Here is a 26,497-nt window from a genome sequence, read left to right as displayed (position 1 = left end):
TAATGACAAGATTGGAGAAACCATCCATGTTAGCTGACAAAAGAACTTATACGACGACAGGCATGCTAACTCGATTGTGGACATTAACAGGTAAGTACCGAATGTTCATTATTCTATTGCTTTTCGCCGCATTTATGGTCTCCCTGATTGAGGTCGGATATCTGGAATCGATCCGAAGATTAGTCAAAGGAGCTACCGAATCAAAGTTTTCGTTACTCTACTCAGGTATGATCATAGGCGTGTCCATTGTAGTATTACGATTTATTGTAACCGCATTCATGACGTGGGTTGAGACGTTATTCCAGCAAAAAACATTATTGTCTGTGCAGTCCCTGTTGTTTGGATCCCTTGGCAACACAGAAACACGGGATCTGGCAAACTATCATACGGGGGATCTATCTTCCAGAGTTTGGACTTCTGCCAAGGAAGCACAGAAAGGGATAAACCAACACGGCATTGAACTTGCAAAAAATGTGATACAACTGATTCTTGCTTTTGCTTATTTCAGCTGGGTGAACCTGCCATTGTCATTGGCTATTATTGCATTCACGTTGATCTATCCTCTTGTAACGGTAGGACTGGGTAGACGTCTGCAACGACGACATGATCAGTTGAATGCCAGTGCGGCGTCAAGAGATGAGATGCTGACTGAAATCATTCAAGCCCCTGTGGAGATCCGGAGCTACGGACTCGCGGGTTATGTGCACCAACATTTTAAAGATCGAATGGATCGAGTGTTCAGACATACGATGTCCGTATCTGTGTTACAACGTCTGTCGGAGGCAGCTGGACGGGTCTCGACGTATGGTGGGATGATTCTGATTCTCTATCTAGGCGGCATGCAGGTGTTGAACGGACATATGGATGTGGGAGGATTGGCGGCTTTTCTGGTGGCGAGCAGTCAGTTAACTCGTCCGATTGAGTCACTATCCGGGTTGTGGAATAATTTTATCGGTTCTGCTTCTCATGCGTCCAGAATCTTTGAAGTTCTGGATCTGGAGAAAAAGAACACGGTTGCTCATACCGATACCAATGCATATGTACGATCCGAACCGGGTTCAGTGGAACATGAAAAGCAATCTAAACCAGCTGGGATCAACGTGCAGCATGTGTCTTACAGGTATGCGGAGCAAGAAGAAGTGTTAACAGATATTTCTTTTGAGGCCAAGAAAGGAAAGCTTACTGTAATCACGGGGCCAAGTGGATGCGGGAAAACCACGTTATTGAAATTAATAGCCGGATTAGATACACCTGTTACTGGTTCGATTCAGGTCATGAATCAGAAGAATTCACTGAATGGTGCGAACGAAGTTCAGACAGCACATGTCAATCAGGTGTATGTTCCGCAGCAAGCCTTTATTTTCACAGGTACAGTGGAAGAGAATATTGTTTTTGGACAAGAGGAGATATCTGCCGATCAAGTAGAGGTTGCGGCCCACATGACGCATGCACATGACGCGATTATGCGTCAATCGCTCGGTTATGGGACAGAGCTTCAGCCGCAAGGCGGGACGATGTCGGGTGGTGAGCTTCAGCGTATCAGTCTAGCCAGAGCGATGCTGAGGAACCCGGATATTCTATTGTTGGATGAACCGACGTCATCTCAAGACCCGTGGCATGAGCAACGATTGAATGATCTCTTTGCCCGGATCACTGCTGACAAAGGCACAACGGTTATTGCAGTTACTCATCGATTATCGCTGATAGAACGGGCGGACCAGGTCATCTATATTCAGAAGGGACGCGTCGAAGATATGGGGACTCATCGTGAATTGCTGCATCGTCCAAACGGATATCGAAGTTATATTGCGGAGCAGGATACGGAAGTGGAGGAACAGCATGAGTAACAAGATCGAAGATGCAGCATATGCCGATGAGGTTGAAATGAAAAGCAGTCATGAGAAAAGCGGAGCATATGAGATAAATGAAAATAATGAAAATGAAAATATTGAAAATGAAGCTCATCATCAGATGAACGAAAGTGATGTTCCAGATGACCCAAAACAAGCTGTATCATTGGCAACGGTATGGCCCGTTATTTTTCGCTGGATGAAGCCTTATGGATTAGCTGTAGCGATCTTGCTCATTTTTATCGCAGCAGATGCGGTCTTTGATTGGGGACTTGCCTTTGTACAGGGATTCTTCGTGGATGCTATTCATGATGGGGGACAGGAGCAGCTTAATGCTACAGCGTTGATCTTTATCGCCATTCTGGCAGGGTTTATTGTATTGCTCGCGATGCATCGTTACGTGCTGGTATGGCTCAAAGAATCGATGCAACGGGATATGTCCATGGATCTGTTGAAACTGTTAAACCGGATGCCTTATTCTTGGGTGCGCAGACAGAAGTCCGGGGATGTGATGCTTCGCATCAAGGAAGACACCAAGCATGGTGCAGAAGTTGTGGAGGCTATTGCAGAGGGTGTTACGGTTGTATTCATCATTGCTCTATCGCTGGGATACTTGTACAGAGCAGATGCATGGGTTGCGGTTATCGCCTTGGTAAGTGCAGGGGCAATCTGGTTTACGGCGAGGTTGTATGATCAGCGAATTGTACATCTGTCCGATGAGGTCGAATCCAGGGAAGGCGAGTCCCAAGAACAGATCCAACAGTATGTTGAAGGGATACCGGTGATTCAGATGTATAATGCTTCACCGTGGTTTCTCGCTCGTTTTCGGACACAACAGCAATCACTGAATCGTGTTCAGGCTAAGTTGCAGATGACCCTGAGCATGTCGGATAACGTGGCGATGGCGGTGTTTGGTCTGGCTCAATTGGCAGCGTTGTTCCTTATTGCTTTGTCAGCGGCTAGGGGTACTTTGTCTCCGGGCATGGTTGTTGCAAGTAGTCTGCTGTTTGAACTGGTGGTGTGGCCAGTACTCGGCTTGTCCAGCCAGTGGAGTCAGATGCAAGCCAGCGTGGGTGCATTTGGACGTATCTCTGCATGGTTGAAATTGGCGGAGAACAAGAAGACAGACGTATCCAATACTAAGCACGACGAGCTTGTACAAGGAAGTTATGACGAAAATCAAGGGTATACACAACAAACAGCATGTCAAGAGAAAGAAATTGCTATGCTACGTCTTCAACAGGTAACAGTAACCGATGAAGACAGTGGTCGGAAGATTTTGGATCACATTACGCTTAATCTGGTTCCTGGTGAACTGGTTGCGGTAGTTGGCGCCAGCGGTGCTGGCAAATCTACACTGTGCCAAGTGTGTGCAGGGCTGATTGAGCCTACAAACGGAAGTGTGTTGCTGGGTGATAAACATGTTGCAGAGTATATAGAGATGGATAATCAATCCAGACTGACGTATATGCCACAGACACCAACTTTTTTTACAGGAACGATCGAAGAAAATATTCGTCTGAGTTCAGACGTTACATTGGACAGAGTGAAGCTTGCGGCAAAGCAGGCAGGTTTGCATGAATATATAGAGGCACAGGAAGGACAATACGCAGCAATGTTGCATGAGAAAGGAGCCAATCTATCTGGAGGCCAACAACAGCGATTGTCGCTTGCTAGACTCTTCATGAGATCATCTGACCTGTATATTCTGGACGAACCAACGTCATCACTGGATATTCAGACAGAACAGAAGGTGATGAATCACTTGCTGAACTTTATGAAAGGCAGCATAGGATTGCTTGTCACGCATCGCATGGAGGTTGCTCGCCAGTGTTCTCGCATCCTTGTGATGGAACATGGCCGAATTGCCGAGGATGGAACGCATGAACAGCTAATGCAGAGGAAAGGAATGTATTATCGCATGAATGCAAGAGGCGGTGATACAACATGAATGAATCTGGGGTTAAGAAAGTAATGGATACGCTGGAGTTCTTGAGTCAGGATCGTGAAGCACGTCGTTTGTATGAAAAGCGGCAGAAGTATTTGCATGATGAAGTTTCCATGATTGAGTGGGCTACGGAAAAGGGAATAGCAAAAGGCGAACAAAAGAAGGCTATAGAAATTGCGAAAAACATGCTCTCATTAGGTCTCGAAGTTGCTGTTATTGCAAAGGCAAGTGGCTTGCCGGAGTCTGAGGTAGAGTCGTTAAAAGATTAAAGTAAAGTTATAATGTGTAGTAGGTCCACCAGATGAATTGGTACGGATACACTAGCGTGATATGAGTGTGGCTCGTAAATATAAGTTTAAAGCAATCGTTTTGTCCAACTAGGGCAGGACGGTTGTTTTTATTTTGGTGAAGAAGCTTCAAACATTTACAGTAAAACGCGGTTGCTCATTCGGGGCTGGGCCGTTAAACTAAAGGGAGCGGCGTTTGCTTGACGGACAAGTCATGAGAACGCCATTTTGTTGTCAAGGATGCGGGATATGAGCCGCTTTCGGATGTCAGAATCGGATCGGACCAAGCTGGTGGAAAAACACCGGTGATAAGTAAGGAGTCTTTACATGAGTGTGCAAACACCTACATTAGAAGAAGCGCAGGGTCTCCTGCAAAAATATTATGGCTACCCCGACTTCCGTGAGGGACAGAAAAAGATCGTAGCCAGCCTGCTCGAACGTGAAGATACGTTGGGCATTATGCCAACCGGGGGCGGTAAGTCGATCTGTTATCAGATCCCCGCTCTGTTATATTCGGGTCTGACGCTTGTTGTCTCCCCGTTGATCTCATTGATGAAGGACCAGGTCGATGCGTTGACGACCGCCGGAATTGCTGCCGCGTATATTAATAGTACACTTAGCGGCAAAGAAGTGAATGATCGTATCCGCGCGGCGCAGCGCGGTGAGCTGAAGTTGCTCTATGTCGCGCCTGAGCGACTGGAGCTGGATTGGTTCCGCGAGGAGATGGGCTATTTGCCGATCTCTTGCGTTGCCGTGGATGAGGCCCACTGTGTATCGCAGTGGGGACATGATTTTCGGACAAGCTACCTGGCGGTAGCGCCGTTTGTGGATAGTTTGCCGGAGCGGCCGGTGGTTGCGGCCTTCACGGCTACAGCGACGCCCGAGGTCATGGGCGATATTCTGCGGTTGCTGCGTTTGCAGGACCCGCAGACATATGTGACCGGACTTGGGCGGGATAATCTGGCGTTTAGCGTGCTGCGTGGCGAGAGCAAGAAGGATTTTGTCCTGAATTATGCGCGCGAGCATGCCAGCGAGCCGGGCATTGTGTACGCCGCGACTCGTAAGGACGTGGACGATCTGCATCAGCGTTTGTTGCAAGCGGGATTGCCCGCGGGACGCTACCATGCCGGGATGACGGACGATGAACGGTCCCAGAGCCAGGAAGCTTTTTTGTACGATGATATCCGAGTGATGGTGGCGACCAATGCGTTCGGGATGGGGATTGATAAGTCGAACGTGCGTTACGTTATTCATAACAGCATGCCGAAAAATATGGAGGCATACGTGCAGGAAGCCGGACGTGCAGGCCGGGATGGAGAGCCAAGCCAGTGTATTCTGTTATTCGGGGCACAGGACATTATCACCCAGAAGTTCCTGATTGAGCAGAATCCGATGGACGGCGACCGCAAACAGAACGATTACCGGAAGCTGCAACAGATGGTGGATTACTGTTACACGACGCGCTGTCTGCGCAGTGCGCAGCTGGATTATTTCGGTGAGGTGCATGACGATACACCATGCGGTACTTGCAGTTCCTGTACGGACGACCGCGAGCTGGTAGACATGACGATTGATGCACAAAAAATATTCAGTTGCATTCACCGCATGCGCGAACGGTATGGTGTATCGCTGGTTGCTTCGGTGCTCAAAGGTTCCCGTGCCAAAAAAGTGCTTGATTACGGCTTCAACTCACTGCCAACCTACGGCGTGATGGGTAATCGGACAGAGCGTGAGATATCGGAGATCATCAACGTGATGGTATCCGAAGGGTATCTGATGCTGTCTGAGGGACAGTATCCGGTTGTACGTCTGCAACCACTAGCGGTGGAAGTGCTCAAAGGCCAGCGTGAAGTGATGCAACGTGTTGTCCGCAAAACAGCGGCAACGGCTTCGGGTACGAACTATGGCGGACGCCGCGGACGCGATGCAATGCCATCTGCGGTTAATGAGACGGTATTTGAACAGTTGCGCCTGATCCGGCGTGATCTGGCGGCGAAAGAGCATGTACCATCGTACATTATCTTCAATGATGCGACCCTGCGTGAGATGAGTGTGGTATGTCCACAGACAGAACGTGACATGCTGGATATCAAAGGGGTCGGTGAGGTCAAATACCGCAAGTACGGACTGCCGTTCCTGGAGTTTTTCCAGAAGCAATCGGGCGAAGAAGTGGATACGGATGATGATGCGTTTTACGAGTACGAGTGAGTGTGAAATGAGTATGATTAAGTGTGAATTGAGTATGAATTGTTAAAAAGTTCACTTTCCAATCTTTAAAGTTGGTTGCCGCGTCTCTGTAGAGTGGACAAATGGTGGCGAATTGTCTTTCAAAGGGTGGACATTGGCGTTAGGAATGGCTGACCGTATCGTATACAACATGTAGCTTGAAGGTGCGAATTTTATAATGTATGTTGTGGTTTTGGTTTGGCGAGGTGTATATGTCTTTTTGAAAAGAGTGTCCACTCTTTGAAAGACAAAAGTTGGATATGTCCATGAGACATGGAATGGCTAGTTCAAAAGAGGTTTAGATGAACAGCATCCGAGGTAGGATGGCTGTGCAGCTTTCCTTTTACCAAAAAAAATATGGTCTGGGTGTCCAGGCAAAGGTTGTGAACCATGAAGGTTATTCTTTCTACATTAAATGCAAAGTACATCCATACCTCCTTGGCCTTGCGTTGTCTGAAGGCGTACAGTGAGAAGGATTTTGATATTGACCTGGCGGAGTATACGATCAAGGACCCGGTGATGAACATTGTGTCTGATCTGTACCAGCGCGGCGCGGACGTGATTGGTTTCTCATGTTACATCTGGAACATCGAAGAGACGATTAAGGTCATTGATAATCTGAAAAAGGTTATGCCGAACGTGAAAATTTTGCTGGGCGGGCCGGAAGTGTCCTACGACACGGAATATTGGATGAACCGGATTCCCAATGTGGATTTCATCGTGATGGGTGAAGGGGAAGAGACGCTGCATCAGCTTTTGACGGAGCTGGAAGGAAGCAAGAAGTTCCACTTCGTGTATGGACTGGCGTATCGCAAAGGGGAAGAAGTCATTCTCATGCCAGGACGGCCAAAGGCGGATCTGAATGATCTGCCGTCACCGCATCGATTTGAAGAGGATATCCCGGAGCTTGGAAAACGGGTTGTTTATTTTGAGACCAGCCGAGGCTGTCCATTCAGTTGTCAGTTCTGTCTGTCCAGTATTGAGGTCGGCGTGCGGTATTACGATATTGAGAGAACGAAGTCGGATATTCTGTACCTGATCGAGAAGGGCGCAAAGCTGATCAAGTTTGTGGATCGGACGTTCAACATCAAGCGGGATTATGCGCTCGAAATGTTCAAATTCCTGATCGAGAATCATCAGGGGACAGTATTTCAGTTTGAAATTACGGCGGATATTATGCGTCCCGAGGTACTCGACTATCTGGCAGAGAATGCGCCACCAGGCACATTCCGGTTCGAAATCGGGGTACAGTCTACGAACGATCCGACAAATGAACTGGTGAAACGTCGCCAGAACTTTACCAAGCTGAGCCGGACCGTGAACAAGGTAAAAGCCAGCGGCAAAATCGACCAGCATCTGGATCTCATCGCTGGACTGCCGGAGGAAGATTACAATACGTTCCGCAAAACGTTTAATGATGTGTTTGCACTGGGGCCAGAAGAGCTTCAACTCGGATTCCTCAAAATGCTGCGTGGTACAGGTCTGCGTCTGGATGCGGAAAAGTACAACTATACGTATATGGATCACGCTCCGTATGAGATTCTGGGCAGTGATGTCCTGCCGTTCAGTGACATCGTGCGCTTGAAGCGGCTGGAAGATGTACTGGAGAAATACTGGAATGCACACCGGATGGACCATACGCTGAAGTATTTGATGGAGCAGGAGTTCAACTCGCCGTTTGATTTCTTCCAGGCGTTTGGGGATTATTGGGAAGGTCAGGGCTGGCAGAAGATCGGTCACCAACTGGAGGATCTGTTCACTCGTCTGCACAGCTTCCTGGAGTCGCGGAACACGCCGCATATGGATATCGTGCTCGGCCTGATGAAGCTGGATTATTTCCTTGGTCACAAATACAAACCACGCAAAATCTGGTGGGAAGATCCGCTGCAGAAAGACCAGTGGGCGGGTTATATGAAAACGTTGGCTGAACGTCCGGAAGACGTTCGACTGCCACGTGTTGCCGGTGCCGCAGGCACGGCATGGCTGGAAAGCAGCGGCACGGGTCCGAGTGCCGCTGGGGCAAGTTCGGCTGCTGCCGGAGAAGACTCTGCCGCAGATGCGGCGGGTGTGATCGGCAGCGAAGCCGGGGGTGCAGCGTCGCTCACTTCGGGCGACGCAACAGGGTCCGCCGCGGATGGAGCGGCGGACATGGTGGACGGCAACGCTTCGCGTGCGTTGCCGATGACCTCGGCCATGACCGCACAGACGGTCATGGGTGCCCGTGCTTTCGCCGACCTTGGTCTCGGCGAAAAGGAACTGCAGAAGCACACCGTATTGGATGTGCTTCCGTTCCGGCTTGAGCGTGTGCTAGCTGGCGCCAGCCCGCTTGCCGCGAAAGGCCGGACGCTGCTGGTCGTTGTGTACCAGCAGCACGAAGGGCAGCAGGCGCAGTATTACACGCTGCCGCTGGGAGAAGAAGCCGCTGCTATGTAGATGCAGCGACTTTGGGGTTAGCTGCATGGCCCGTTGGCGGCATGCAACGGGAGAAGCGCCACGGCTTAACGGTCGTGGCGCTTTTTGTACGCATCACGGCTATGCGCTCGTGATGCTATAACGGTGAGCACCGCGGTTATGGACGCGGTGCCATCCCATGAGGTGCTGCCCATTGGGCGCAGCACCTCACCCTTACGCGGCTTGCCATTGCACAAGCCGCGCCAAGCTCAACCTTTTACAACAGCATAGTTCACAAAGCATCGGAAGATCATTGGATTCCCCTATGGGATGAGTATGATCTTTCTTTTTTCTTTTCACAATCCATAACATCGCATATCCAATTTCAGTAAAAAGAGAGTACCGCATAAGTTATCATATACGTAGTTGAAATATCTGGCAGGATGTGTGGTATGTACCATGTCATCGCTATCAATGTTACCTTCCTACATTAACAATCTTATTTTTCCACTCGGGCTCACTGGTCGCCGCCCGCACCAGGCAGTCGGCACAGTCTGCAAAGGGCAATGCCCCTAGCGGTTTGATGCGAGCCAGTGGTCCTGCTGTATAATTCAACGTACCCTCCGCATATTGAAGCACGGATGCACGTACAATGACCCAATCCAGTCCACTTTGGATGAGTGCTTGCTCTGCCATACCTTTATCCTGAATCGCCTTCCAAAAGATGCTGCGCATCAAACGCACCGCCAACCTGTTGATAAGAGAAAGCTCTTTCCCATCGCTCAAATTAATACCGCTCTGCATAACAATGCGCTTCACACCTGTACGCTGACATGCTGATATGATATTCGGGATTCCTTCGGACATGACCCTACCGGGTGAGAAATTAGCCCCGATTGTGTGCATTCCAGCTCTGATATTTCCCAAGCTCTTCGCTGCAGACTCTGGCGACAAATTACTAGGAGGACCTATGCAGCTGATCACAACGTCTGCCCCCGCAATGGCGTTGACCATGCTATATTCGTCTAGTACATCTCCTTTTCTTACGGTGAGTCCCTCGGCAGGCGATACCGCTTCCGGTCGACGAGCGACCGCGATGACCTCCTGTCCTAAAACAAGCGCACGCTCTATTACTTTCCTTCCAGTTCCTCCTGTAGCCCCAACAACTGCAATTTTCATGTTTATTAACTCCATTCCTATTTCTACATAAATGCACAGTAGTGTATTATTTATCATCTATGTATAATGGTATACTGAAATTAAAACATTACCATTCTTAAAAAGTAGAATTTCGTGCATTAGTTCACAGGTTCAATGAAATTGTGCATGAACGATGAAGAAAACTGGGGGGGTTCAAGTGTTAAAGGTGGATCGAAGGGTACGTAAATCCCAGGAAGCCATCAAAATGGCAGTTATTGAACTGATGAATGAAAAGGATTTTGATCAAATCACAATACAAGACATCTCTGACAGAGCGGATGTTAGCCGCAGAACGATCTATCTTCATTACACGGACAAATTCAATCTTCTCGATAAACTAATCGAAGAACATATTACGAACCTGCGGGAGATCTGTGAAGCTACAGAAGATGATGACAGTTATCGAGATATGGTAGAAATGTGGTTCGAGTATTTCGAAAAGCACTCTTTGTTTTTCTCCGCATTGCTGGCGAGTAAGGGAAGTTCTTTTTTTCGCAATCAGTTTCTGGTCTTTTTCATTGAAGAACTGGGGAAAGGGAACAGTATGTCCGAAGAGGGAAACATTGCAGCAAAAACGGAAGGGATAAATGTGGAGGTTCAGTTTCTGGGGGCGGCAATTGTTGGCGTAGTAGAATGGTGGTTTAAAAAAGAAAAGCCACTTCCTCGATACGTGATGGCCGAGCGTATAGGTGCATTGCTTGAAAGGAATCTTGATGTGGATAGTTAAAAGAAGCTGCATGACCGATTGGCATCATGCAGCGGAGAGGAGGGCCGCGACGACGAGATCGTGGCCCTTATTGGCGTGCATCACAGTTTAGCCAACGTGATGCTGTGAATTTTGGGCATCTCAAGGTAGCCGTCGAGGGTCTGTCGGACAGTCACCTAGTTATATGTGTGACTTCAATGTGACTTATAAATATGACAGCGCCAAGAATGAATTCGATAACTTTATCATTTGGCGTAAGGGATTTTATTGCATTTCTACTATACACATATCTGAAATTTATTGTAAATTTAATTGTATAAGTCAGAAAGAGTTCAAGGAGGATCCTATGAAAACCATTGTGTATATGGTTAGGCATGCGGAGTCACCGTATACGGAAGGAACGGAAAGGACCAGAGGACTTACTTTGGAGGGCAAGGTGAAGGCAGCTAAAATAACAGAAATGTTAAAAGACGAAGGAATACATACCATTATCTCAAGTCCATATGCCCGAGCTGTCCTAACCTTGGAGGGGTTGGCAACCGTGTTGGACGTCGATATTCAGATCATGGAGGATCTGCGGGAAAGGCATTTTTCAGATGATATGATTGCGGATGAAGAGTTCGAGCCTGCTTCGAAGAAGATGTTTGATGACCCGGATTATGCATTGTCAGGAGGCGAGTCGAACACGGTTTGTCAGAATAGAGCAGTGGGCGTTTTGAAACAGATTTTAGAAGAATACAAGGGTAAAAAAGTGGCGATCGGCACACACGGACATGTAATGACGTTGATGATGAATTACTGTGATTCGAGTTACGGATTGGATTTCATGAATCAAACCAAGAAACCGGACATTTATCGATTACAATTTGACGAGATGGAATTAGAGAACGTGACAAGGCTATGGAGCGAATAGGGTGAAAGATATGGAACGAGGACTCATTATATTTTTGAACAGAACGTCAAAGGTTAGATGGTGATTGGTGTTGGATGATGCATACCTGGATAGTAAATGAAGAAAACATGCGAATGGTTGAGAATAATATTACATTGTTGTGTTCTGAAACCGCATAAATTATTTTAAGCATCGAACGGTTAAGTATGTATGAGAATATGGGAACATTACCTAACACCATATTCACGCATCGGGCATCCGCCCTCGGTCTGGTACGAAGTTAGAAGAGGATTCGGAAAGGCATGCCAACAGCAAGGAAGCGGAATCAGCCGTCGTGAATACAAGAAGGTTATTTAACTCAAGCCACCTGTCAGTTTAATGTACCAGCAAATGAAAGTGATTTAGTGGAATTTCAAAGGAAGTTAGGATATAGAGCTATCCAAGCTGATAAGGTCATGAATACAGGAACGTTATCGGAAACCTGTGCAAAGTATATTATGAAAGATGGAATACCTATGAATAAAGATAATTCCAAACAAACTTTAATGATTATACTTCACGAGATTTATGGAATAAACGATCATATTAAGTACTTTAGTGACATGTTGATCAAGAAAGGTTTTGATGTCGTAATTCCAAATCTCATTGGTCGGGAGCCATTTACATATGATGAAGAGGATAGGGCATATCAACATTTTTATAACAAAATTGGATTAACCCAAGCATTATCTAAAGTAGTAGATGTAGTAAATCTTAAAAGAGATAAGTATGAATATATTTTCATTATAGGTTTTAGCGTAGGTGCAACAATTGCATGGATGAGTAGCGAGCATGGAGTCGATGGAATTATTGGATTTTATGGATCGAGAATAAGAAATTATTTAGAGATAGAACCAAGTTGTCCAACCTTATTAATTTTCGCAAGACATGAGGAATCAGTGAATGTATTAGACTTAGAAGCAAAATTACGGATTAAAAAGCATACGAATATAAAAGTTATAGAAGCCGAACATGGATTTATGAACCCATATTATAGTGCATACAATAACCATGAGTGTGTGGAATGTATAGAGAAATGCAAGGAGTTTATTATGCAAATCGTCGAAGAAGACACAGTCATCCGATGACAATGTATTCACGCTGCGGGATATCAGAACAATTAGTTCTGATTTACGCTGTTTACTCTTTACTTATTGAGAAAGGAAGTGATCGTATTAGTAAAATTGACAAGCGAAATAGACTTAGTGAAGAAGTGTTCACTTATAAAACTGCTAAAGACAATAAAGTATTCATTTACTGGAAGGGAAAGCAAGTTACTATACTTTCTGGTAAGGCGAGTGATAAATTTTTAAAAGCAATAGAAGGAAAGGATCATAAGGGTACCCAATTAGTAATGGCCAAAATTACTGGAAATTTTAAACGCGGCAATGAGAAAGATAATAAATCATGAGTAATAAACAGCATATTCACGAGAGGCTCAACAGTATGGACTGCAGATGTATTAACAACGATCATGGAACCGGGCAGTGAAACACTAAGAAATAGGAGGGTTCATATGAAAGCTGTGATATGCACCAATTACGGACCGCCAGAAGTGCTGCAGATGAAAGAGATTGAAAAGCCTAAACCGAAAGACCATGAGGTTTTAATTAAAGTTTTTGCAGCCACTGCACATATTGGTGATACCCGTATTCGAAGAGCTGATCCATTCTTGGTGAGACTTGTATTTGGCATGCTGAAGCCCAGGAAAAATTTAATACTTGGCCTGGAAATATCCGGTGTGATTGAGTCGGTAGGGAAAGACGTACAATCCTTTAAGGAAGGAGACAAGGTCTTTGGGCTTACAGGGTTTTGTGGGGGTTATGCCGAATACATTTGTTTACCTGAAAAAGTGAAAAACGGAACCGGTGAAAAAAAAGGAATGGTTGCAATAAAGCCCAACCATTTATCCTACGAAGAAGCTGCGGTCGTTCCATCAGGAGCACTTACAGCTTTGAAAAATTTGCAAAAAGCAAAAATCAAGCCAGGTCAGAAAATATTGATCAATGGAGCATCCGGTAGCCTTGGGACGTATGCAATTCAACTTGCGAAATACTATGAGGCAGAAGTCACAGCGGTGTGCAGTAAAAGTAATTTTGGATTGGTAGAATCTATAGGAGCGGATAAAGTAATCGATTATACCGAAGAAGACTTTACGCAATCAGAAACGAAATACGATATCGTTTATGATGCCGTAATAAAAGCCAAACCCTCACAATGCCAAAAAATCCTAACACCCAATGGTGTTTTTCTAAACAACAGTCGCCTTCCGAAAATGGAAGAAGCCGATTTACTCTTTCTCAAAGAGTTGATCGAGGAAAACAAACTAAAACCGATCATCGATCGAACCTATGCTTTGGATGAAATTGTGGAGGCCCACCGATATGTGGATACTGGGCGAAAGAAAGGCAATGTGGCAATAACGATCAGATAGAATGAAGGATGTATATAGGAATCAGCTTTACGCTGAGGCCATGTTTTAGGGAAAAAGGTGCTGAAGATCGGCTGAGGAAAAGGTCAATCCCTGCGATACCACAGGGAGCGTAAAGCCGCTTCCATGTAAATGCAGCGGCTCTGTGGTTAGCTTGCATGGCCAATTGGCGACATGCAGCAGAGAGAAGCGCTACGACTATGCGGTCGTGGCGCTTTTATTGCATGCATCACGGCGTAGTCCACCGTAATGCTGCTGGAATGATGAGCACCGCGGTTATTAAAACGCGGTGCAACTCTATGAGGTGCTGCACCCATTGTACGCAGCACCTCACCTTGACGCGGCTTGCCATTGTATAAGCTGAGCTCCGTTTTACCTTTTACATCACTAAAAGCATCATATAGGTCTGAGAAAACATCGTGATATAATTAAACCAAAACCGATTAGGGCAGGAGAGCTATAGAAAATGGATGATTTTACTAAGAAGCGGATTCAAAAGATTATGGATAATTACACCCAAAATGCAGTACCCGAGCACGTGAAAAGCCAGATGAAGATAAGTTATAAAATTAGAGGAAATCATGTGACGTTGATTGAAGAAAGGCAAGCCTTTCGAAGCGAGCAATGGGTACAGATGCCGGTAGCACAGTTCAGATTGGATGAGAAGGCATGGAAAGTGTATTGGCAGGACAGTAAAGGCAGATGGCATTTCATCGATGATATCGAACCGAACGAAGATTTTGAAACACAACTCAAGATCGTTGACGAAGGTCATAACGGAATGTTCTGGAATTAATTTTTCGAAAAAAAGAGTTGGAGAGTTGAGTAAGATAATTAACATTAAAAGATATGAATGTCAAACCGGAAACCATTGAAGAGACGGATTCATTTTTTAGCTGGCATTCATTTTTAAGAGAATTTGGAGGCCACAAAATGGACCTGAAGACATACCTGGTAGAGCATTTTCCAAACCTAACATTAGAAAAACCGCCTCTTTTCTATGATTGGGATGTTGCAATACGATTCGAACTTGGCAATCCTCTGATGTTTGGAATGAATACGGAGCATTACATGGAACGAGTTTATCATCGATCACTTGAATTATTTAAGGCTCTTCATGATCAAGAAGATGAAGTCCTATTAATAACTCAAGCTTATTTTGCAGATAAATCTAAACACAAAGTGAAGAAGTTGAACCTGTATAGGAAATATATCAAGAAGAAAGAGCCGATTAGAGCCTTGAGACTTGAGATACTTTCAGGTTTGGATTGTGAACCGGATGAAATCCCAGACCCAAGGAACAACATGTATAGGTACTGGACTAAATGTAGAGTTGAGGACTTGAAATATAATCAGTTAATTAAAGCTATATGTAATCATGATGTTGGAATAAAGCCAATGATTTATCATAGGGTGTATTTCATTAATATAAGTAAGAAAACGATATTTCATATCTATGATGATAGAGGTTGCGATGTTATTTCAGCATCAAGAGAAGCTCTAACGGATATCTATACAGAATATAACGATTGGATTTTAGATTATGATAGAGACAGAATTAACAATATATTTATAGGATAATGGGGTGGATGATCCAAGATAATTTTCTGATGTTGATCGCGCAGGGATAATGTATTATTTGAAACACAGGTTTGGAAAGAACTTCAAGGGTGTTCAGATGTAAGGAGTTAGGGTTATGGATAAAAAAGAAAAGAAGTTACTCATTGTTATGATTGTACTTGCTGTAGTTGTATTAGGAGTTATATGGTACCTGAAAGTAGGCTATCTATTAAGGAAACCGGAGATGCCCGAAGCAAATATTGCAATTCAGACCCAAATGGTGGATGGCGGTAAGATCAGTTTACGAAATGCTGATTACACGGAAAATCAAATCAAGGTTGGATATGAAGTGAGAGGGTTCAGCTTGGAGGAATATAATATTGCTTGTAAGCTTTATCGTGACGGACATTTGATTTCAACTTCTGGCTCAACAGGTGGAGGTTTGATAGAACTGGACAAAAAGCATTATTACTTCATTGGTTATGAGAATATAACTCAAATGAATCTGCCTGAATCTATACATCTAAACGTGGAGATTAAAGTGATACCTAATGATTTTAGACAAAAATCGATAACTTCATCATTTGACGTAAGCCTTGATAAAGAAGTGCAATAGATAGAAGAGGACTGCTATTACCGGTGATTAAGACAACTGTTAAAGGGATGAGTGTTGTATGATAAAACCTTAATTCAAATGGTACTTCTCCATAACGGAATCACGGAAAGTTTCGTATTTTGATAACTCTTGTACAGTGGAGGATTGAGGTAAACTATATTGACTTATCCCTTCAAGGCTGAATTTACCTAAGTTATCATTGATTAATCCATAATCACCAAAGGAGTTTTTCATCAAGAAGAGCACACTTTTATCACCCTTCTGCAGTTCTACATAGTCATCAACTGTATATTTGACGTCTCCTTCGAGGCTAACGGGTTCAATGATTGTCAATTCGTTCTGATCTGAAGGGAAATCTTCGGGTTTCTTCAATATCTTTTCAATTGTGATGTTTGTATTGGTGTGAAAGGACTGCATCGTTCCATCATCAAATGCAGTAAGAACATGCTCTCGATCTCTGAAATCTTCTGTTGCATAACCAATAACGATCAGTTCAGCGAATGCATCCAGCTTATCTATTTCATGAAATGTTAAAGCGTTGGCTGAAAGATTGACGACTTTATGAATGGGCACGTCCGGTTTCGATTGACCACTTGCGTAAGCGAGTGCAACAGCAGAGATAGCCAATACAAATAAAGAGACTAGTACAACCTTCTTTTTGAAAAAAGACATGATCTCATCCTCTCCGTTAGATTTAACTTCTGTTGAAAGCATCTTGCTTCATTTCTACTATACACAAATCTGAAAATTATTGTAAATTAATTGTTGAAACCTATAACTTTTCAAACCAGTTAATAGCAGTACAAGAAACGAAAAATGCTGAACATATTATGAAAGCCGTATAAGAAGTTGTGTGGTTATTTTTAATGAGATAAATGAGGAAAATGGCTATTTCATAGAAACGATGAAACGTGAAGAATTGGCCGATTTTTTCGACAAGGAGCTAGGATGGCAGGATTAGAAAATAAGAGGATGAAGATATTACGGAGAATGGAAAGAGTGGTAATCCGGTGAACAGAGGAGGAGATGGTACGAATGGATCAACAGCTGTGAAAGAGCCTTGTGAATACTTCTTTGAATTATTGAATGAATATGAAGCCGAAGAATTCAACATTGAGCTTGAGCATAAACAAAGAGAAGAGATACGGGGTAAGTTTCGGGGCGAAATTCATGAAATGCAGGAGCTCTATGATGTGTTTAGGGAGTATTTTAAACAATATATTATGAAGGAAAGAGAAGCATCAAAATAAAATTGTATATGATTTCGTCGTTTGAAAAAGTGATTCAGGACACGTAATTTTGAACCAAAAGAAATAGAGGAGTAAGAATAACAGCTATTAGGGAAGGCCAAAGCATGATGGAAATAAGTTTGCTTCAGCGATTAAATGCGATACATTATGAGAAATCACTTGAAGGAACTTGGAAACATTAGATCAAATGAGTTGAGACTTCTTTGGTATGTACCTGAATTGCAGCACTAATTTCATAGATAAGGGTGATCAATATGGAACGAGGACTCATTATATTTTTGAACGGAACGTCAAGTTCGGGGAAGACCAGCATCGCGATGGAAATGAAAAATCAGGGAGAGGTTCCGTTTCACCATCTATCTGTAGATCAATTTCTGCATAACTATGATCAATTCATCGATACTACATATCCAGATATGAAGCCAACAAGAGAAGTGGAACACCATGTGATGACAGATATCCTGTTCGACCCCATCAATTCGTTGTACTGTGCAACCATTAAACTGTTCTCGGAGATGGGTTTGAATGTCATCGTGGATACGGTCATCAGCAATGACAAGTGGTTTAATGATTTTTATGAGTTACTATCGGATTATCCGATATTGTTTGTAGGTGTGCAGTGCTCGAAAGAAGAACTCACCAGAAGAGAGCAGAGCAGGGGAGATCGCGAGATTGGACTTGCCCATTCCCAGTTCGACTACATCTACTCCTATGATGAATATGATCTGGAAGTGAATACGGAAAAGCTTAGCTCAGCTGCATGTGCAGAAAAGATATTAAGTTATATGAAATCTGATCAGGAATACTTGGCATTTAAGAAGTTAAGCAGAAGAGGTTGAAGCTGATTGCGTCAGATCATATGATATCTATTGCAAATGAAAGTTAGGGATTCGACCAAATCTTTTTCTTAGAGTTGCCAGGACCTAATAAGTATATTTCATCAACACTCCCATAAGTATTAGAGAATGAAATTGTGAAGTCTTTACTACCACCGATAGGAAGTTTACTGCCTTTAATCTGAATGAAAAGTGAATCGTTATGATGTGAGAGGTAGTAGCCGTGATATCTGCTAATACTGTCTGCAAATCCACCTTGTATAGTAATAAGCTCAGGAGAAACTTCAGTTCTCGTAACCATTGTCTCGTCAGGATCGACAACCTTATTCAACATGTACAATCCAATGATAATAGGAATAACGACAATAATAACTGCGCTAACAATAATGCTATACTTCATGTTTGGTCGCATACTCATGATTCACCTCATAATTAGATGATATGAATCGATGTCTCAATACTCATTGGGCATCGATTTATTGTATTTAATCAGAACAGAATTCTACGTTTAGAAATATTAGGCTCATTTAAATAATATACTAATTCATTTTTTTTGTAGAGATAGGGGGAGGTCACCGATGGAAATTAACGCTAAGAATCCAGAAGATCATATCCAACACATGTTAAAGGCAATCATTGAGAAAACAAAATCCATTATCAAAGATAGTCATAAACAATCCTTTGGCTCTTTGGAATATTTCTTGGAGCACATTATAGCGTATCGGGATGAACAACAATACATGTCTAACGAGTGGCATATCCGCACACCGCGCTGGCTAGGGGAGTATGGAAATACGCCGGAGGAAGAAGAGCTTCTTTCAGACATTTACCGACTGCAAGCGTATATCGCTGAGACATTAAAGGGCGGATAAGTCGCTCGCCATGTCGCATTAGTCCGGCTCAAATGTCGCAAAAGTACATGGTAACGTGATGTGGAGATCGTTTATACTCTCTTTATGTTTCGATAATGAAAATCATTATCAGTATTATACATAAGGGGGATTCATCATGAATCAAGGAACAAAGGGGCAGGCTGCCGGAAGCAAGACATATGCTGCTCACAAATCACGATTATTCATGGGCTTGATGTTGGCCCTTATTCTAGTCCTGACGGCTTGCGGTGCCGCAACAGGTACAGATAGCGGTAAGCAATCTGCAGCAACGCCAGCGGAGACACCTGCGAATGTGGAAACGCAAACGGATGGAGCTTTTCCCGTAACGATCAAGGGCATGAAGGGGGACATTATTCTAAACGAAAAACCGAAGAGAATTGCAATTCTTGATGTTAAGTTCTTGGATCAGATGTTAGCGATTGGCGAGAAGCCAGCAGGAAGTGTTATTGCAGGAGGGAATACCGATTTTCCAGAATATTTAGGAGACCAACCGAATGGCGTAGAAGTTCTGGGTACACGGGACGAGCCTAACCTGGAAGCGATTGTAGCACTCGACCCAGATCTGATCATCATGACCGACTTTCAAGAGAAGCAATATGAGGGTGTAAGTAAAATTGCTCCTACCCTGGTACTCGATTTCTACGAAGACTGGCGGGATACGTTAGCTACAGTGGCTAAGATTACAGACAAGCAGGACGAGGCAGAGAAAGTGCTTACAGCGTATGAAGAGAAAATCGCCGGGCTGAAGACAAAATTGTCAGAGAAGCTGGGCGATGAAACGGTGGCGATCATTCGTCCACGAAAAGAAGGAATTCGTGTTCACGGTATTGAGCACCGCATTGGCGGTATTATGTACAATGACTTGGGGCTGAAGATGCCTGCTTTGGTACAGGAGATTAATGAAGATGGTTCCGTAGAAATCTCGATGGAAAAAGTGCCTGAGATCGGGGCAGATCGTTATTTTGTGCTGTCGGATGAACTGTTTGCGGCAGAAGCGGAGGCGATGGTGAACAATCCGGTATGGCAGTCTCTTGATGCTGTGAAAAATAACCGCACGTATGATGTAAACTCCACACTGTGGATTGCATACTACGGACCGCTTGCGATTAATCTGATTGTAGATCAGGCATCGGAAGCCCTGCTCGGATCGAATTAATATGAACCGATATCTCTCGACAAACTTATGGAAAGAGACGGTAGAGGATTATTCGATTTTGCTCGGTGAGCCGCCTGAACATAGTGTCCGTACCATTGCTTTGAGTGAGTTGCATGACGAAAAGGCGTGCCGAGAGTATATCCGCTGGTTTCAGAACTATATCGATGCGCCTGACATGAAAGTCGCAGCCTCCATGTTAGCCAAGCGACTTGGCTATCTGTGGACGGCTCCGCTGGTGACCGCAATGACATTTCATCATCAGCATGTAACCTTTCAGCTGGAGAACAGCTTTCTCTATCATCCGGTGCTCTCAGATCAGGAGGGCGGTACACGGTTTCCTTTTCTAGCGGTGAATGGAATTCAGGCTGAAGAACTAACGGGAGACAGAGCCATGTGGCGGGAAAAGGTGGCCCAGGAGATGTTTGCGGTACAGCTTACACCACTGTTAAAAACGCTTGCTGCAATTGCACCTCTTTCGATGAGTATTCTCTGGGAGAATATCATGGTACGTATCGGCCGACTATTCGCTCCTGATGAAGCCGAGACTGAGCAGGAAAGTAAGATCATTCGAGAGGACTTTTCATATCTGACGCAGGTGGCATCCGGGGAAGTGTTTGGTGAGAGGAAGAATCCGTTAACCCGCTTCACCGATTGTAAGGACAATGTGCATGTTGCCAAAAGCGAGCGAATTACCTGCTGTTTCTATTACCAGATGTCAGGCGAATATTGTCTCAAATGTCCGAAAATTGACAATGAGAAAGAATCTCAACTAAAATGACAACAGCAACAACTTTACCTTTGCTATTGTCAGGAGATGAGAGAAATGCCGCTGCAAGAACAGACAAGTCTATGGAGTGATACAACGATCAAGATGCTTGACGGGTATAGCGGTACTTTGCAGACAGGCAGCGTTTTACACGAAACGGATTTAACTTCAAATGTGCTGCTGCTGGCATATGGAGGGGAAGGGGAGCTTGCAATGGATGGCGAGGATAGCCACATTGGAGCTTCTTTTGCCTGTCATGTGGTGAAGGGATCATCCTTTACACTGACGGCCAGATCAGAGGACATTCATTATATTGTCATTATGTACAAGGCTTCTTCCATAGAGGGAGCCTCTCTTGTTGTACCTTCATATCGCAAGCATCCGCTGCGCAGGTCATTTGTTCAAAACTCGGCAACCCATGCGGAATGGATCGAAAACGCCGAGAAAATCGTTGCCAAATGGCGCCGCGGTGAAGGACTGGAACGTTTCTATGCCAACGCTTTGCTCCAAGGAATGATCTACGAGCTGATCATGGAGTATGAACGTGGTCAAGGGGGAGCGGAGTCCGACATGGTGGATGTAGTCGCTTCTTATATCACATCGCACTATCGTCAGAATTTGGAGCTAAAAGAGCTGGCAGCCCTGGCGGGCTGTAGTGTAAGACAGTTGCAGCGCCGCTTCAAACAGGAGAAGCAGCTCGGACCGATGGAATACGTCATTCAGCTGCGTATGGATAGTGCCTCACGCATGCTGCGTCATACGGATGCTTCCATCGGTGAAATTGCGGACAAAATGGGCTATCGCGATATGTATTATTTCAGCAGAGCATTTAAAAAATATAATGGCGTCCCACCGCTACACTACCGGCATGCCGCCGCTTCGAGAAGAGATGCAGACTATGCAAATGCTTTGCTGCAAAATCGTACAGCTTCTTCCTATGAATCAGCCGAAGGCCCGGTCATCTGCCATATGCGCGGGGAGTACACCGTCACCGAGATACCACAGCGTATCGCTGTCCTCGATGTGCAATATGCTGATCATTTGCTTGCACTGGGCTTGTCTCCGGTAGGAAGTGTCGGACTAGGAAGTACCGTGTTAACGTTCCCTCAATCACTCCGGGCAGGACTCCAGCATACAGCATTACTTGGTACGTATGAATACCCCGATCTCCAGGCGGTAGAGCGACTTGCGCCGGATCTGATTATTTGCACCGAGGTGCATGATCAGCATCATGAATGGTTAAGCCAGATCGCTCCAGTACTCATGTTCAAGCGTAATGAAAACTGGCAGACCATCCTGAGTCTGTTCGGTGAACTGACAGCCAAGCGAGCAGAGGCCAAGCAGATTATCGCGGATTATCATCGCCGAACAGCTTTGCTATCCGAGGAATTGTCCTCTGTACTGGCAGGAAAAAGTGTGGCATTGATTCGTCCACTCGATTCCCTCGTGCGCGTCCATTCTGCTGCTCATCGCACAGGCGCTGTGTTGTACCGGGATCTGGGTCTGCCCGTTCCGTTATTTGTGGCAGATACCACCGACACGGCCTATCATATCTCGGTTGAGAGATTACCGGCTGTGCAGGCAAGCCATTACTTTTTGCTGAGCAATGAACTCATGCAGGATGGGATATCTGCGACAGAGCAACGTGTCTGGGGGATGCTTGATACGGATGAGCGACAGCAAATACACTCCGTAGATGCCGCGACATGGATCGGTTGTTATGGGCCAACAGGCATCAATGGTATTGTGGATCAGGTCGCGCAGGTTTTGTTGGGTTGAGCAGGTAGCTTTTTCATGAAGGAAAAACAAAAGAAACCGTTCCGTAGTAAATGGAAGTGAGAGCAACCATATACCAAAGGAGACGGTTTCTTTGTACATTGTACATACTTGAGTAAGAATACATTGGACTAGGTTTGGTGTTATGAATACAGGAATGATATATGAAGCAAGGTATATGTTAAAATGATAGAAAGTTGAACCAATACGAATAACAGGAGGTATGACACATGAAATGGCAAGAGGTTAGAGAACTGTTCCCTGACCAATTTGTTTTGGTTTCTATCATTCATTATCATGAGGAAGATAACAAAAAAATCGTAGATGAAGTTGCACCAATTCGCACCGTATCAGAACAAGATGCGAATAAAGAGTTTTTTCGAGTAGAGCCTGGTAACGTTGTATATCATACTTCGAATCAAGACTTTGTGATTCATCTCCGTAAAGATCCATTAATGAGAGTGAGACGTAATACGAATGAAAATTAACTATGATGGACAGCTAATTACAACGTCACTTACCGTTACATTTAGAGGAAGAACACTGAAAATAGACGATGTTATTATAGACACTGGATCTTCACATACGATTATTAGTCCTGATGTTTTAGAAGAAATCGGCGTGACTTATGAAACAGGGGATTCGATTTTTGAAGCATATGGGATTGGAGGGAGTATTCCTTTCTATACCAAAATCATGGACAGGATTGTAATAGGCACAAACAGCATTGAGAATATAGAGATTGATGTAGGCATATTGCCCAAAGATCATAAAGGTCTTCTCGGGTTGGATATTCTGAAACAACAACAGTTTATTATTGACTTGAAGAGATTAGAGTTACATAAGTGAATTTTGAAATAAAACTCTTTTGAACGGCTATGGTGAAATCGACTTAGAAGGAGAGAATGTAAATGAACAACATAAACTCTCATAATTGCAACCTAAATATAAGGTATGACCTACCTGATGAGGTATGGGATAAAGTTTCTAAAGTATATGAGCGCATGCCAGGGTGGATTGGTTATAAAAGTGGAATTCCATATTGGTTTGGGTCTGAAGAGGATGATGTTTTTATTGAAGCATCCGTTGAACCTAGTGGATTATCATTTTATGCACAGATGAATAACGATGTATGGATGTCTTGGATAGAAACATTTAAGTTGGAAGCGTCAAAAGTGTTGGGTTTCGATGTTGGTGAACCCGAAGATGGATATATGTGATGAAAAAGGAGGATGAACAGGTGAATGAATATGGTGCATTACTTGAGTCAAACGGTCGTTATGCTTTGAGGTTTGAACGATTTCTTCATCATAATCCAGAAGATGTTTTCTTTGTGATCACGAAGCCTAGTTCCTTCGTCCAATGGTATCCTTTCGCAACAGGAGAGATGGATCTGAGAATTGGTGGCAGGATTGCCTTCGATGATGGTGAAGGAACGACATATGAGGGGACAATTACAGAGTTAGAAAAGCCATATGTATTTGGTTTCCGTGAAGTTGATGATCTTGTTAACATTTCATTGCAGAAAGAAGATAAAGGCTGTCGAATGATCTTTACCCATACGTTTAACGATGATTCATGGGCAGTGAATACCGCCGCAGGATGGCATAGGTGCCTGGATGTATTGGTCCAAATTATCAATGGTAAGCCCATTCAGTGGCATGATAACTCCACTGAGCTGCGTAAAATCTATAGTGAAGTATTTAAGTTGGAAAGTTAAATGAAGTGTGAATGTGGTATAGGAACCTTCATTCTACACGAATCCGGCTTTAGGCGCTTTTTTATTTATTTACAGTAGTGTCGCACTTCATATTACAATCCATCAGATCATAAAATCCCCTCCAAATAGTCTTAAAGGGGATAATAGTGAACTTTTCTATTTTTCATTACTAATTAGACCAGAGTTCTTTAATCTGCTCTACCAAGTTATTTAACGTTTTACCATCTGTTTGATTTGTGAAATTTTTCATTTCTTCAGATTTCCCTTGGTACGCAGACAAAACATAATCATCATCAACAACATAATAAGTGGCATACCTAGTGAAAGAATAACTACCTTGTTGTTCTGGCGCTGTTCCTTTTTTCACTGAAGCAACAATCTTCATACCTGGTTCTAAATCTGGTTCAACCCCTATGAAATCAGCATTGTAGAACAAGTTAGTAGTTTCATCAACCTCTTCCCCCACAATCACCTCATCCACTTTTACTTCATATGAAACAAAAGTAGGTTTATATGGCTCAATACCTTGAGCTTTATCTTTCTCTGCTGCATCACCCTCTGGTGTTCCTGGTTCTGCAGTTAAGGTAGATTGAAAACTAGGGTTTTGCTTAACAACTTCAGCAATAATTACTGCATCTGACATTTCTAATATTTGTTCGAAGGGAACATCAACGGATTGGGCTAAACTAGCATTACCTTCTGAAAGAGGATATTCTTTGCGAAGTTCTAAAATTCTTTCATCCGAAAGACTTGAGGTAATTGGTTTATTACTTGAGCAACCCATTACAACTAATACTACACTTAAACATAATATAGTTATCAAGATTTTTCTCATCTTAATCTCCTCCATCTTAATATTTGTTGTTAATATCATTTAAATCGTGTTGTCTAGGTACATAATAACCCTCATATTGGCCACCAGATCTCATGATTGACTCAACACTTGTAGGATAGTAACTAACATTGGGATGACCTAAACCCAGAACATGGCCTATTTCATGGACTATAGTAGCAACCTTGTGATTGCCTGGGTTAGAACTGCTATAGTTAGCGACATATGGTGACATATATATTTGAGCTGACGAAATCCTTTTCGAAGACTGTTGCACAGTTGATGAATCTATAACAATTCCGTCTGTTGTCTTCAGATCTGCTATTCCTAGTGTCCCGGCTCCACCCACACCAAATCTATCAGACCAATATGCCTTTGTTCCTGTGGCTATGTCAACGTTTGAAGAACCATAACCGACTTTATCAATTACAATTTTCTGAGAATATGTTGACCATAACGTAGCTGCTGTTGTGTAAGCGCTTGTATAATCGGAATTTAATCGATCCCCGTTCACCTTAAGATAAGGTTTCCCGTTATTCAAGTTATTCCATTTAACAGGGATTGCTGTCCAATTTGGAGCTGACCCGGAATAATACATTTCGTGGGCACTTAGACTCGGACTACTAGAGAATACTAAGATTACAGCAATTAGAAAGAACGCCATATACTTTTTCTTGAAATTCACAACCCTACACCTCTCTTTTATGGGATAGTTTTCTAGTCTTAGAGGTTTACAATACAATATGATACATAATATGTCAATTATTGGCTTACCATATGACATATTGTAAAAAAAGTGCGACAGTTCCTCTGTAAAAAATTCGTGAGTCGTAGGAATAAACGAACCCTAAGGCTCATCAATATCGTATAACAAAGTGTTAATGATGTGGGACAGGCTTCCTTTTTGCTGTAAATAGTGGTGTTTCCTTAAAGGAGGATTTTAAAATTATGAGAAAACGGCATTCTATTGATAAAGCGGAGTGGTCAGAAACAAGAGAGACCCAGTATCACAAAGACTGCAAGGATATGGCATTTGCATTTGGCGATAGACTCATTGAAGTGGATGGCACGGTTTATTTGAAACGAAAAGAAGTCGAGATTAAGGTAATAAAACCTCTTTAA

At 43.8% G+C, this 26,497-nt stretch carries 28 protein-coding genes and 1 pseudogene; 24 read left to right on the top strand and 5 right to left on the bottom strand.

What is annotated here, in order from left to right:
- The first annotated feature begins 26 nt into the window (after window positions 1-26).
- The 5 genes and pseudogenes from AC6CIF_RS09380 to AC6CIF_RS09360 all read left to right on the top strand — a co-directional run bounded on the left by AC6CIF_RS09380 (window position 27) and on the right by AC6CIF_RS09360 (window position 8,744).
- Window positions 27-1,847: an ABC transporter ATP-binding protein gene (locus tag AC6CIF_RS09380; RefSeq protein ID WP_498199258.1), complete on the top strand. Its 1,821-nt coding sequence runs from the start codon at window positions 27-29 to the stop codon at window positions 1,845-1,847.
- Window positions 1,840-3,801, top strand: coding sequence for an ABC transporter ATP-binding protein (locus AC6CIF_RS09375; protein ID WP_498199256.1), 1,962 nt, complete (start codon window positions 1,840-1,842; stop codon window positions 3,799-3,801). The genes AC6CIF_RS09380 and AC6CIF_RS09375 overlap by 8 nt, the downstream gene beginning before the upstream one ends.
- Window positions 3,798-4,067 (top strand): annotated as a pseudogene (locus AC6CIF_RS09370) (Rpn family recombination-promoting nuclease/putative transposase); the annotation flags it as partial. The gene AC6CIF_RS09375 and the pseudogene AC6CIF_RS09370, both read left to right, overlap by 4 nt.
- Window positions 4,068-4,412: 345 nt before the next feature.
- Window positions 4,413-6,293: a DNA helicase RecQ gene (recQ, locus tag AC6CIF_RS09365; protein WP_036610632.1), complete on the top strand. Its 1,881-nt coding sequence runs from the start codon at window positions 4,413-4,415 to the stop codon at window positions 6,291-6,293.
- 408 nt (window positions 6,294-6,701) lie between these two features.
- Window positions 6,702-8,744 (top strand): B12-binding domain-containing radical SAM protein, encoded by a 2,043-nt coding sequence (locus AC6CIF_RS09360; RefSeq protein WP_498199254.1) that lies wholly within the window; start codon window positions 6,702-6,704, stop codon window positions 8,742-8,744.
- Window positions 8,745-9,179: 435 nt separating this feature from the next.
- Here AC6CIF_RS09360 and AC6CIF_RS09355 read toward each other — a convergent pair whose 3' ends face one another.
- Entirely contained in the window at window positions 9,180-9,881 is a 702-nt protein-coding gene (locus AC6CIF_RS09355) for an NAD(P)-dependent oxidoreductase (protein ID WP_076209390.1), read from the bottom strand.
- 178 nt (window positions 9,882-10,059) lie between these two features.
- On the opposite strand from AC6CIF_RS09355, the gene AC6CIF_RS09350 reads away from it, so the two are divergent.
- The 8 genes from AC6CIF_RS09350 to AC6CIF_RS09315 all read left to right on the top strand — a co-directional run bounded on the left by AC6CIF_RS09350 (window position 10,060) and on the right by AC6CIF_RS09315 (window position 16,146).
- Window positions 10,060-10,629, top strand: a complete 570-nt coding sequence (locus AC6CIF_RS09350) for a TetR/AcrR family transcriptional regulator (RefSeq protein ID WP_498199252.1) — start codon at window positions 10,060-10,062, stop codon at window positions 10,627-10,629.
- A gap of 325 nt (window positions 10,630-10,954) precedes the next feature.
- A complete protein-coding gene (locus AC6CIF_RS09345; RefSeq protein ID WP_498199250.1) occupies window positions 10,955-11,521 on the top strand; it encodes a histidine phosphatase family protein in 567 nt (188 codons plus the stop codon).
- A gap of 434 nt (window positions 11,522-11,955) precedes the next feature.
- Entirely contained in the window at window positions 11,956-12,627 is a 672-nt protein-coding gene (locus AC6CIF_RS09340; RefSeq protein WP_498199248.1) for a dienelactone hydrolase family protein, read from the top strand.
- A complete protein-coding gene (locus AC6CIF_RS09335; protein ID WP_498199247.1) occupies window positions 12,624-12,950 on the top strand; it encodes a hypothetical protein in 327 nt (108 codons plus the stop codon). The genes AC6CIF_RS09340 and AC6CIF_RS09335 overlap by 4 nt, the downstream gene beginning before the upstream one ends.
- Window positions 12,951-13,055: 105 nt before the next feature.
- Window positions 13,056-13,973, top strand: a complete 918-nt coding sequence (locus AC6CIF_RS09330; protein ID WP_498199245.1) for an NAD(P)-dependent alcohol dehydrogenase — start codon at window positions 13,056-13,058, stop codon at window positions 13,971-13,973.
- 463 nt (window positions 13,974-14,436) lie between these two features.
- Window positions 14,437-14,766, top strand: a complete 330-nt coding sequence (locus AC6CIF_RS09325) for a DUF3024 domain-containing protein (protein ID WP_260632869.1) — start codon at window positions 14,437-14,439, stop codon at window positions 14,764-14,766.
- 137 nt (window positions 14,767-14,903) lie between these two features.
- The gene (locus AC6CIF_RS09320) at window positions 14,904-15,551 is read left to right on the top strand and encodes a DUF3885 domain-containing protein (RefSeq protein ID WP_498199244.1); all 648 of its coding nucleotides are present in this window, start codon (window positions 14,904-14,906) and stop codon (window positions 15,549-15,551) included.
- A gap of 115 nt (window positions 15,552-15,666) precedes the next feature.
- Window positions 15,667-16,146 carry a hypothetical protein gene (locus AC6CIF_RS09315; RefSeq protein ID WP_498199242.1) on the top strand — a complete coding sequence of 160 codons (480 nt, stop codon included), beginning with the start codon at window positions 15,667-15,669 and terminating at the stop codon, window positions 16,144-16,146.
- A 69-nt stretch (window positions 16,147-16,215) separates the two neighbouring features.
- On the opposite strand, the gene AC6CIF_RS09310 is transcribed toward AC6CIF_RS09315, so the two are convergent.
- Window positions 16,216-16,818: a hypothetical protein gene (locus tag AC6CIF_RS09310; protein ID WP_498199241.1), complete on the bottom strand. Its 603-nt coding sequence runs from the start codon at window positions 16,816-16,818 to the stop codon at window positions 16,216-16,218.
- A 338-nt stretch (window positions 16,819-17,156) separates the two neighbouring features.
- Between AC6CIF_RS09310 and AC6CIF_RS09305 the strand changes: the two genes are divergently transcribed.
- Complete coding sequence (locus AC6CIF_RS09305; RefSeq protein ID WP_498199239.1) at window positions 17,157-17,396, top strand: hypothetical protein; 240 nt, start codon at window positions 17,157-17,159, stop codon at window positions 17,394-17,396.
- Window positions 17,397-17,650: 254 nt separating this feature from the next.
- Window positions 17,651-18,235 (top strand): chloramphenicol phosphotransferase CPT family protein, encoded by a 585-nt coding sequence (locus AC6CIF_RS09300; protein ID WP_498199237.1) that lies wholly within the window; start codon window positions 17,651-17,653, stop codon window positions 18,233-18,235.
- 43 nt (window positions 18,236-18,278) lie between these two features.
- Here the strand turns inward: AC6CIF_RS09300 and AC6CIF_RS09295 are convergent, their stop codons facing one another.
- Window positions 18,279-18,650: a hypothetical protein gene (locus tag AC6CIF_RS09295; RefSeq protein ID WP_498199235.1), complete on the bottom strand. Its 372-nt coding sequence runs from the start codon at window positions 18,648-18,650 to the stop codon at window positions 18,279-18,281.
- Between the two features lie 160 nt (window positions 18,651-18,810).
- Here AC6CIF_RS09295 and AC6CIF_RS09290 point away from each other — a divergent pair, with 160 nt between their 5' ends.
- From AC6CIF_RS09290 to AC6CIF_RS09255, 8 genes are all read left to right on the top strand, one after another.
- A complete protein-coding gene (locus AC6CIF_RS09290; protein ID WP_498199233.1) occupies window positions 18,811-19,104 on the top strand; it encodes a hypothetical protein in 294 nt (97 codons plus the stop codon).
- A 136-nt stretch (window positions 19,105-19,240) separates the two neighbouring features.
- Window positions 19,241-20,281 (top strand): ABC transporter substrate-binding protein, encoded by a 1,041-nt coding sequence (locus tag AC6CIF_RS09285; RefSeq protein WP_498199231.1) that lies wholly within the window; start codon window positions 19,241-19,243, stop codon window positions 20,279-20,281.
- A gap of 1 nt (window position 20,282) precedes the next feature.
- The gene (locus AC6CIF_RS09280) at window positions 20,283-21,059 is read left to right on the top strand and encodes an IucA/IucC family C-terminal-domain containing protein (protein WP_498199229.1); all 777 of its coding nucleotides are present in this window, start codon (window positions 20,283-20,285) and stop codon (window positions 21,057-21,059) included.
- A 45-nt stretch (window positions 21,060-21,104) separates the two neighbouring features.
- Entirely contained in the window at window positions 21,105-22,826 is a 1,722-nt protein-coding gene (locus AC6CIF_RS09275; RefSeq protein ID WP_498199228.1) for a helix-turn-helix domain-containing protein, read from the top strand.
- Between the two features lie 227 nt (window positions 22,827-23,053).
- Window positions 23,054-23,311, top strand: a complete 258-nt coding sequence (locus tag AC6CIF_RS09270; protein WP_062833241.1) for a hypothetical protein — start codon at window positions 23,054-23,056, stop codon at window positions 23,309-23,311.
- The gene (locus AC6CIF_RS09265) at window positions 23,301-23,672 is read left to right on the top strand and encodes an aspartyl protease family protein (RefSeq protein WP_498199226.1); all 372 of its coding nucleotides are present in this window, start codon (window positions 23,301-23,303) and stop codon (window positions 23,670-23,672) included. Before AC6CIF_RS09270 ends, AC6CIF_RS09265 begins: the two co-directional genes overlap by 11 nt.
- 62 nt (window positions 23,673-23,734) lie before the next feature.
- The gene (locus AC6CIF_RS09260; RefSeq protein ID WP_498199224.1) at window positions 23,735-24,043 is read left to right on the top strand and encodes a hypothetical protein; all 309 of its coding nucleotides are present in this window, start codon (window positions 23,735-23,737) and stop codon (window positions 24,041-24,043) included.
- Window positions 24,044-24,063: 20 nt separating this feature from the next.
- Window positions 24,064-24,543 carry an SRPBCC family protein gene (locus AC6CIF_RS09255; protein WP_498199223.1) on the top strand — a complete coding sequence of 160 codons (480 nt, stop codon included), beginning with the start codon at window positions 24,064-24,066 and terminating at the stop codon, window positions 24,541-24,543.
- Window positions 24,544-24,712: 169 nt separating this feature from the next.
- On the opposite strand, the gene AC6CIF_RS09250 is transcribed toward AC6CIF_RS09255, so the two are convergent.
- Both AC6CIF_RS09250 and AC6CIF_RS09245 read right to left on the bottom strand, forming a co-directional pair.
- Entirely contained in the window at window positions 24,713-25,378 is a 666-nt protein-coding gene (locus tag AC6CIF_RS09250; RefSeq protein ID WP_498199221.1) for a hypothetical protein, read from the bottom strand.
- A 16-nt stretch (window positions 25,379-25,394) separates the two neighbouring features.
- Complete coding sequence (locus AC6CIF_RS09245; RefSeq protein WP_498199220.1) at window positions 25,395-26,060, bottom strand: zinc-dependent metalloprotease family protein; 666 nt, start codon at window positions 26,058-26,060, stop codon at window positions 25,395-25,397.
- Between the two features lie 263 nt (window positions 26,061-26,323).
- Between AC6CIF_RS09245 and AC6CIF_RS09240 the strand changes: the two genes are divergently transcribed.
- Entirely contained in the window at window positions 26,324-26,497 is a 174-nt protein-coding gene (locus tag AC6CIF_RS09240) for a hypothetical protein (protein WP_498199219.1), read from the top strand.

Source organism: Paenibacillus sp. GQ49, assembly GCF_059759055.1.
The sequence above is the reverse complement of the archived record's forward strand: the minus strand, read 5'-3'. Positions and strand labels throughout refer to the sequence as shown.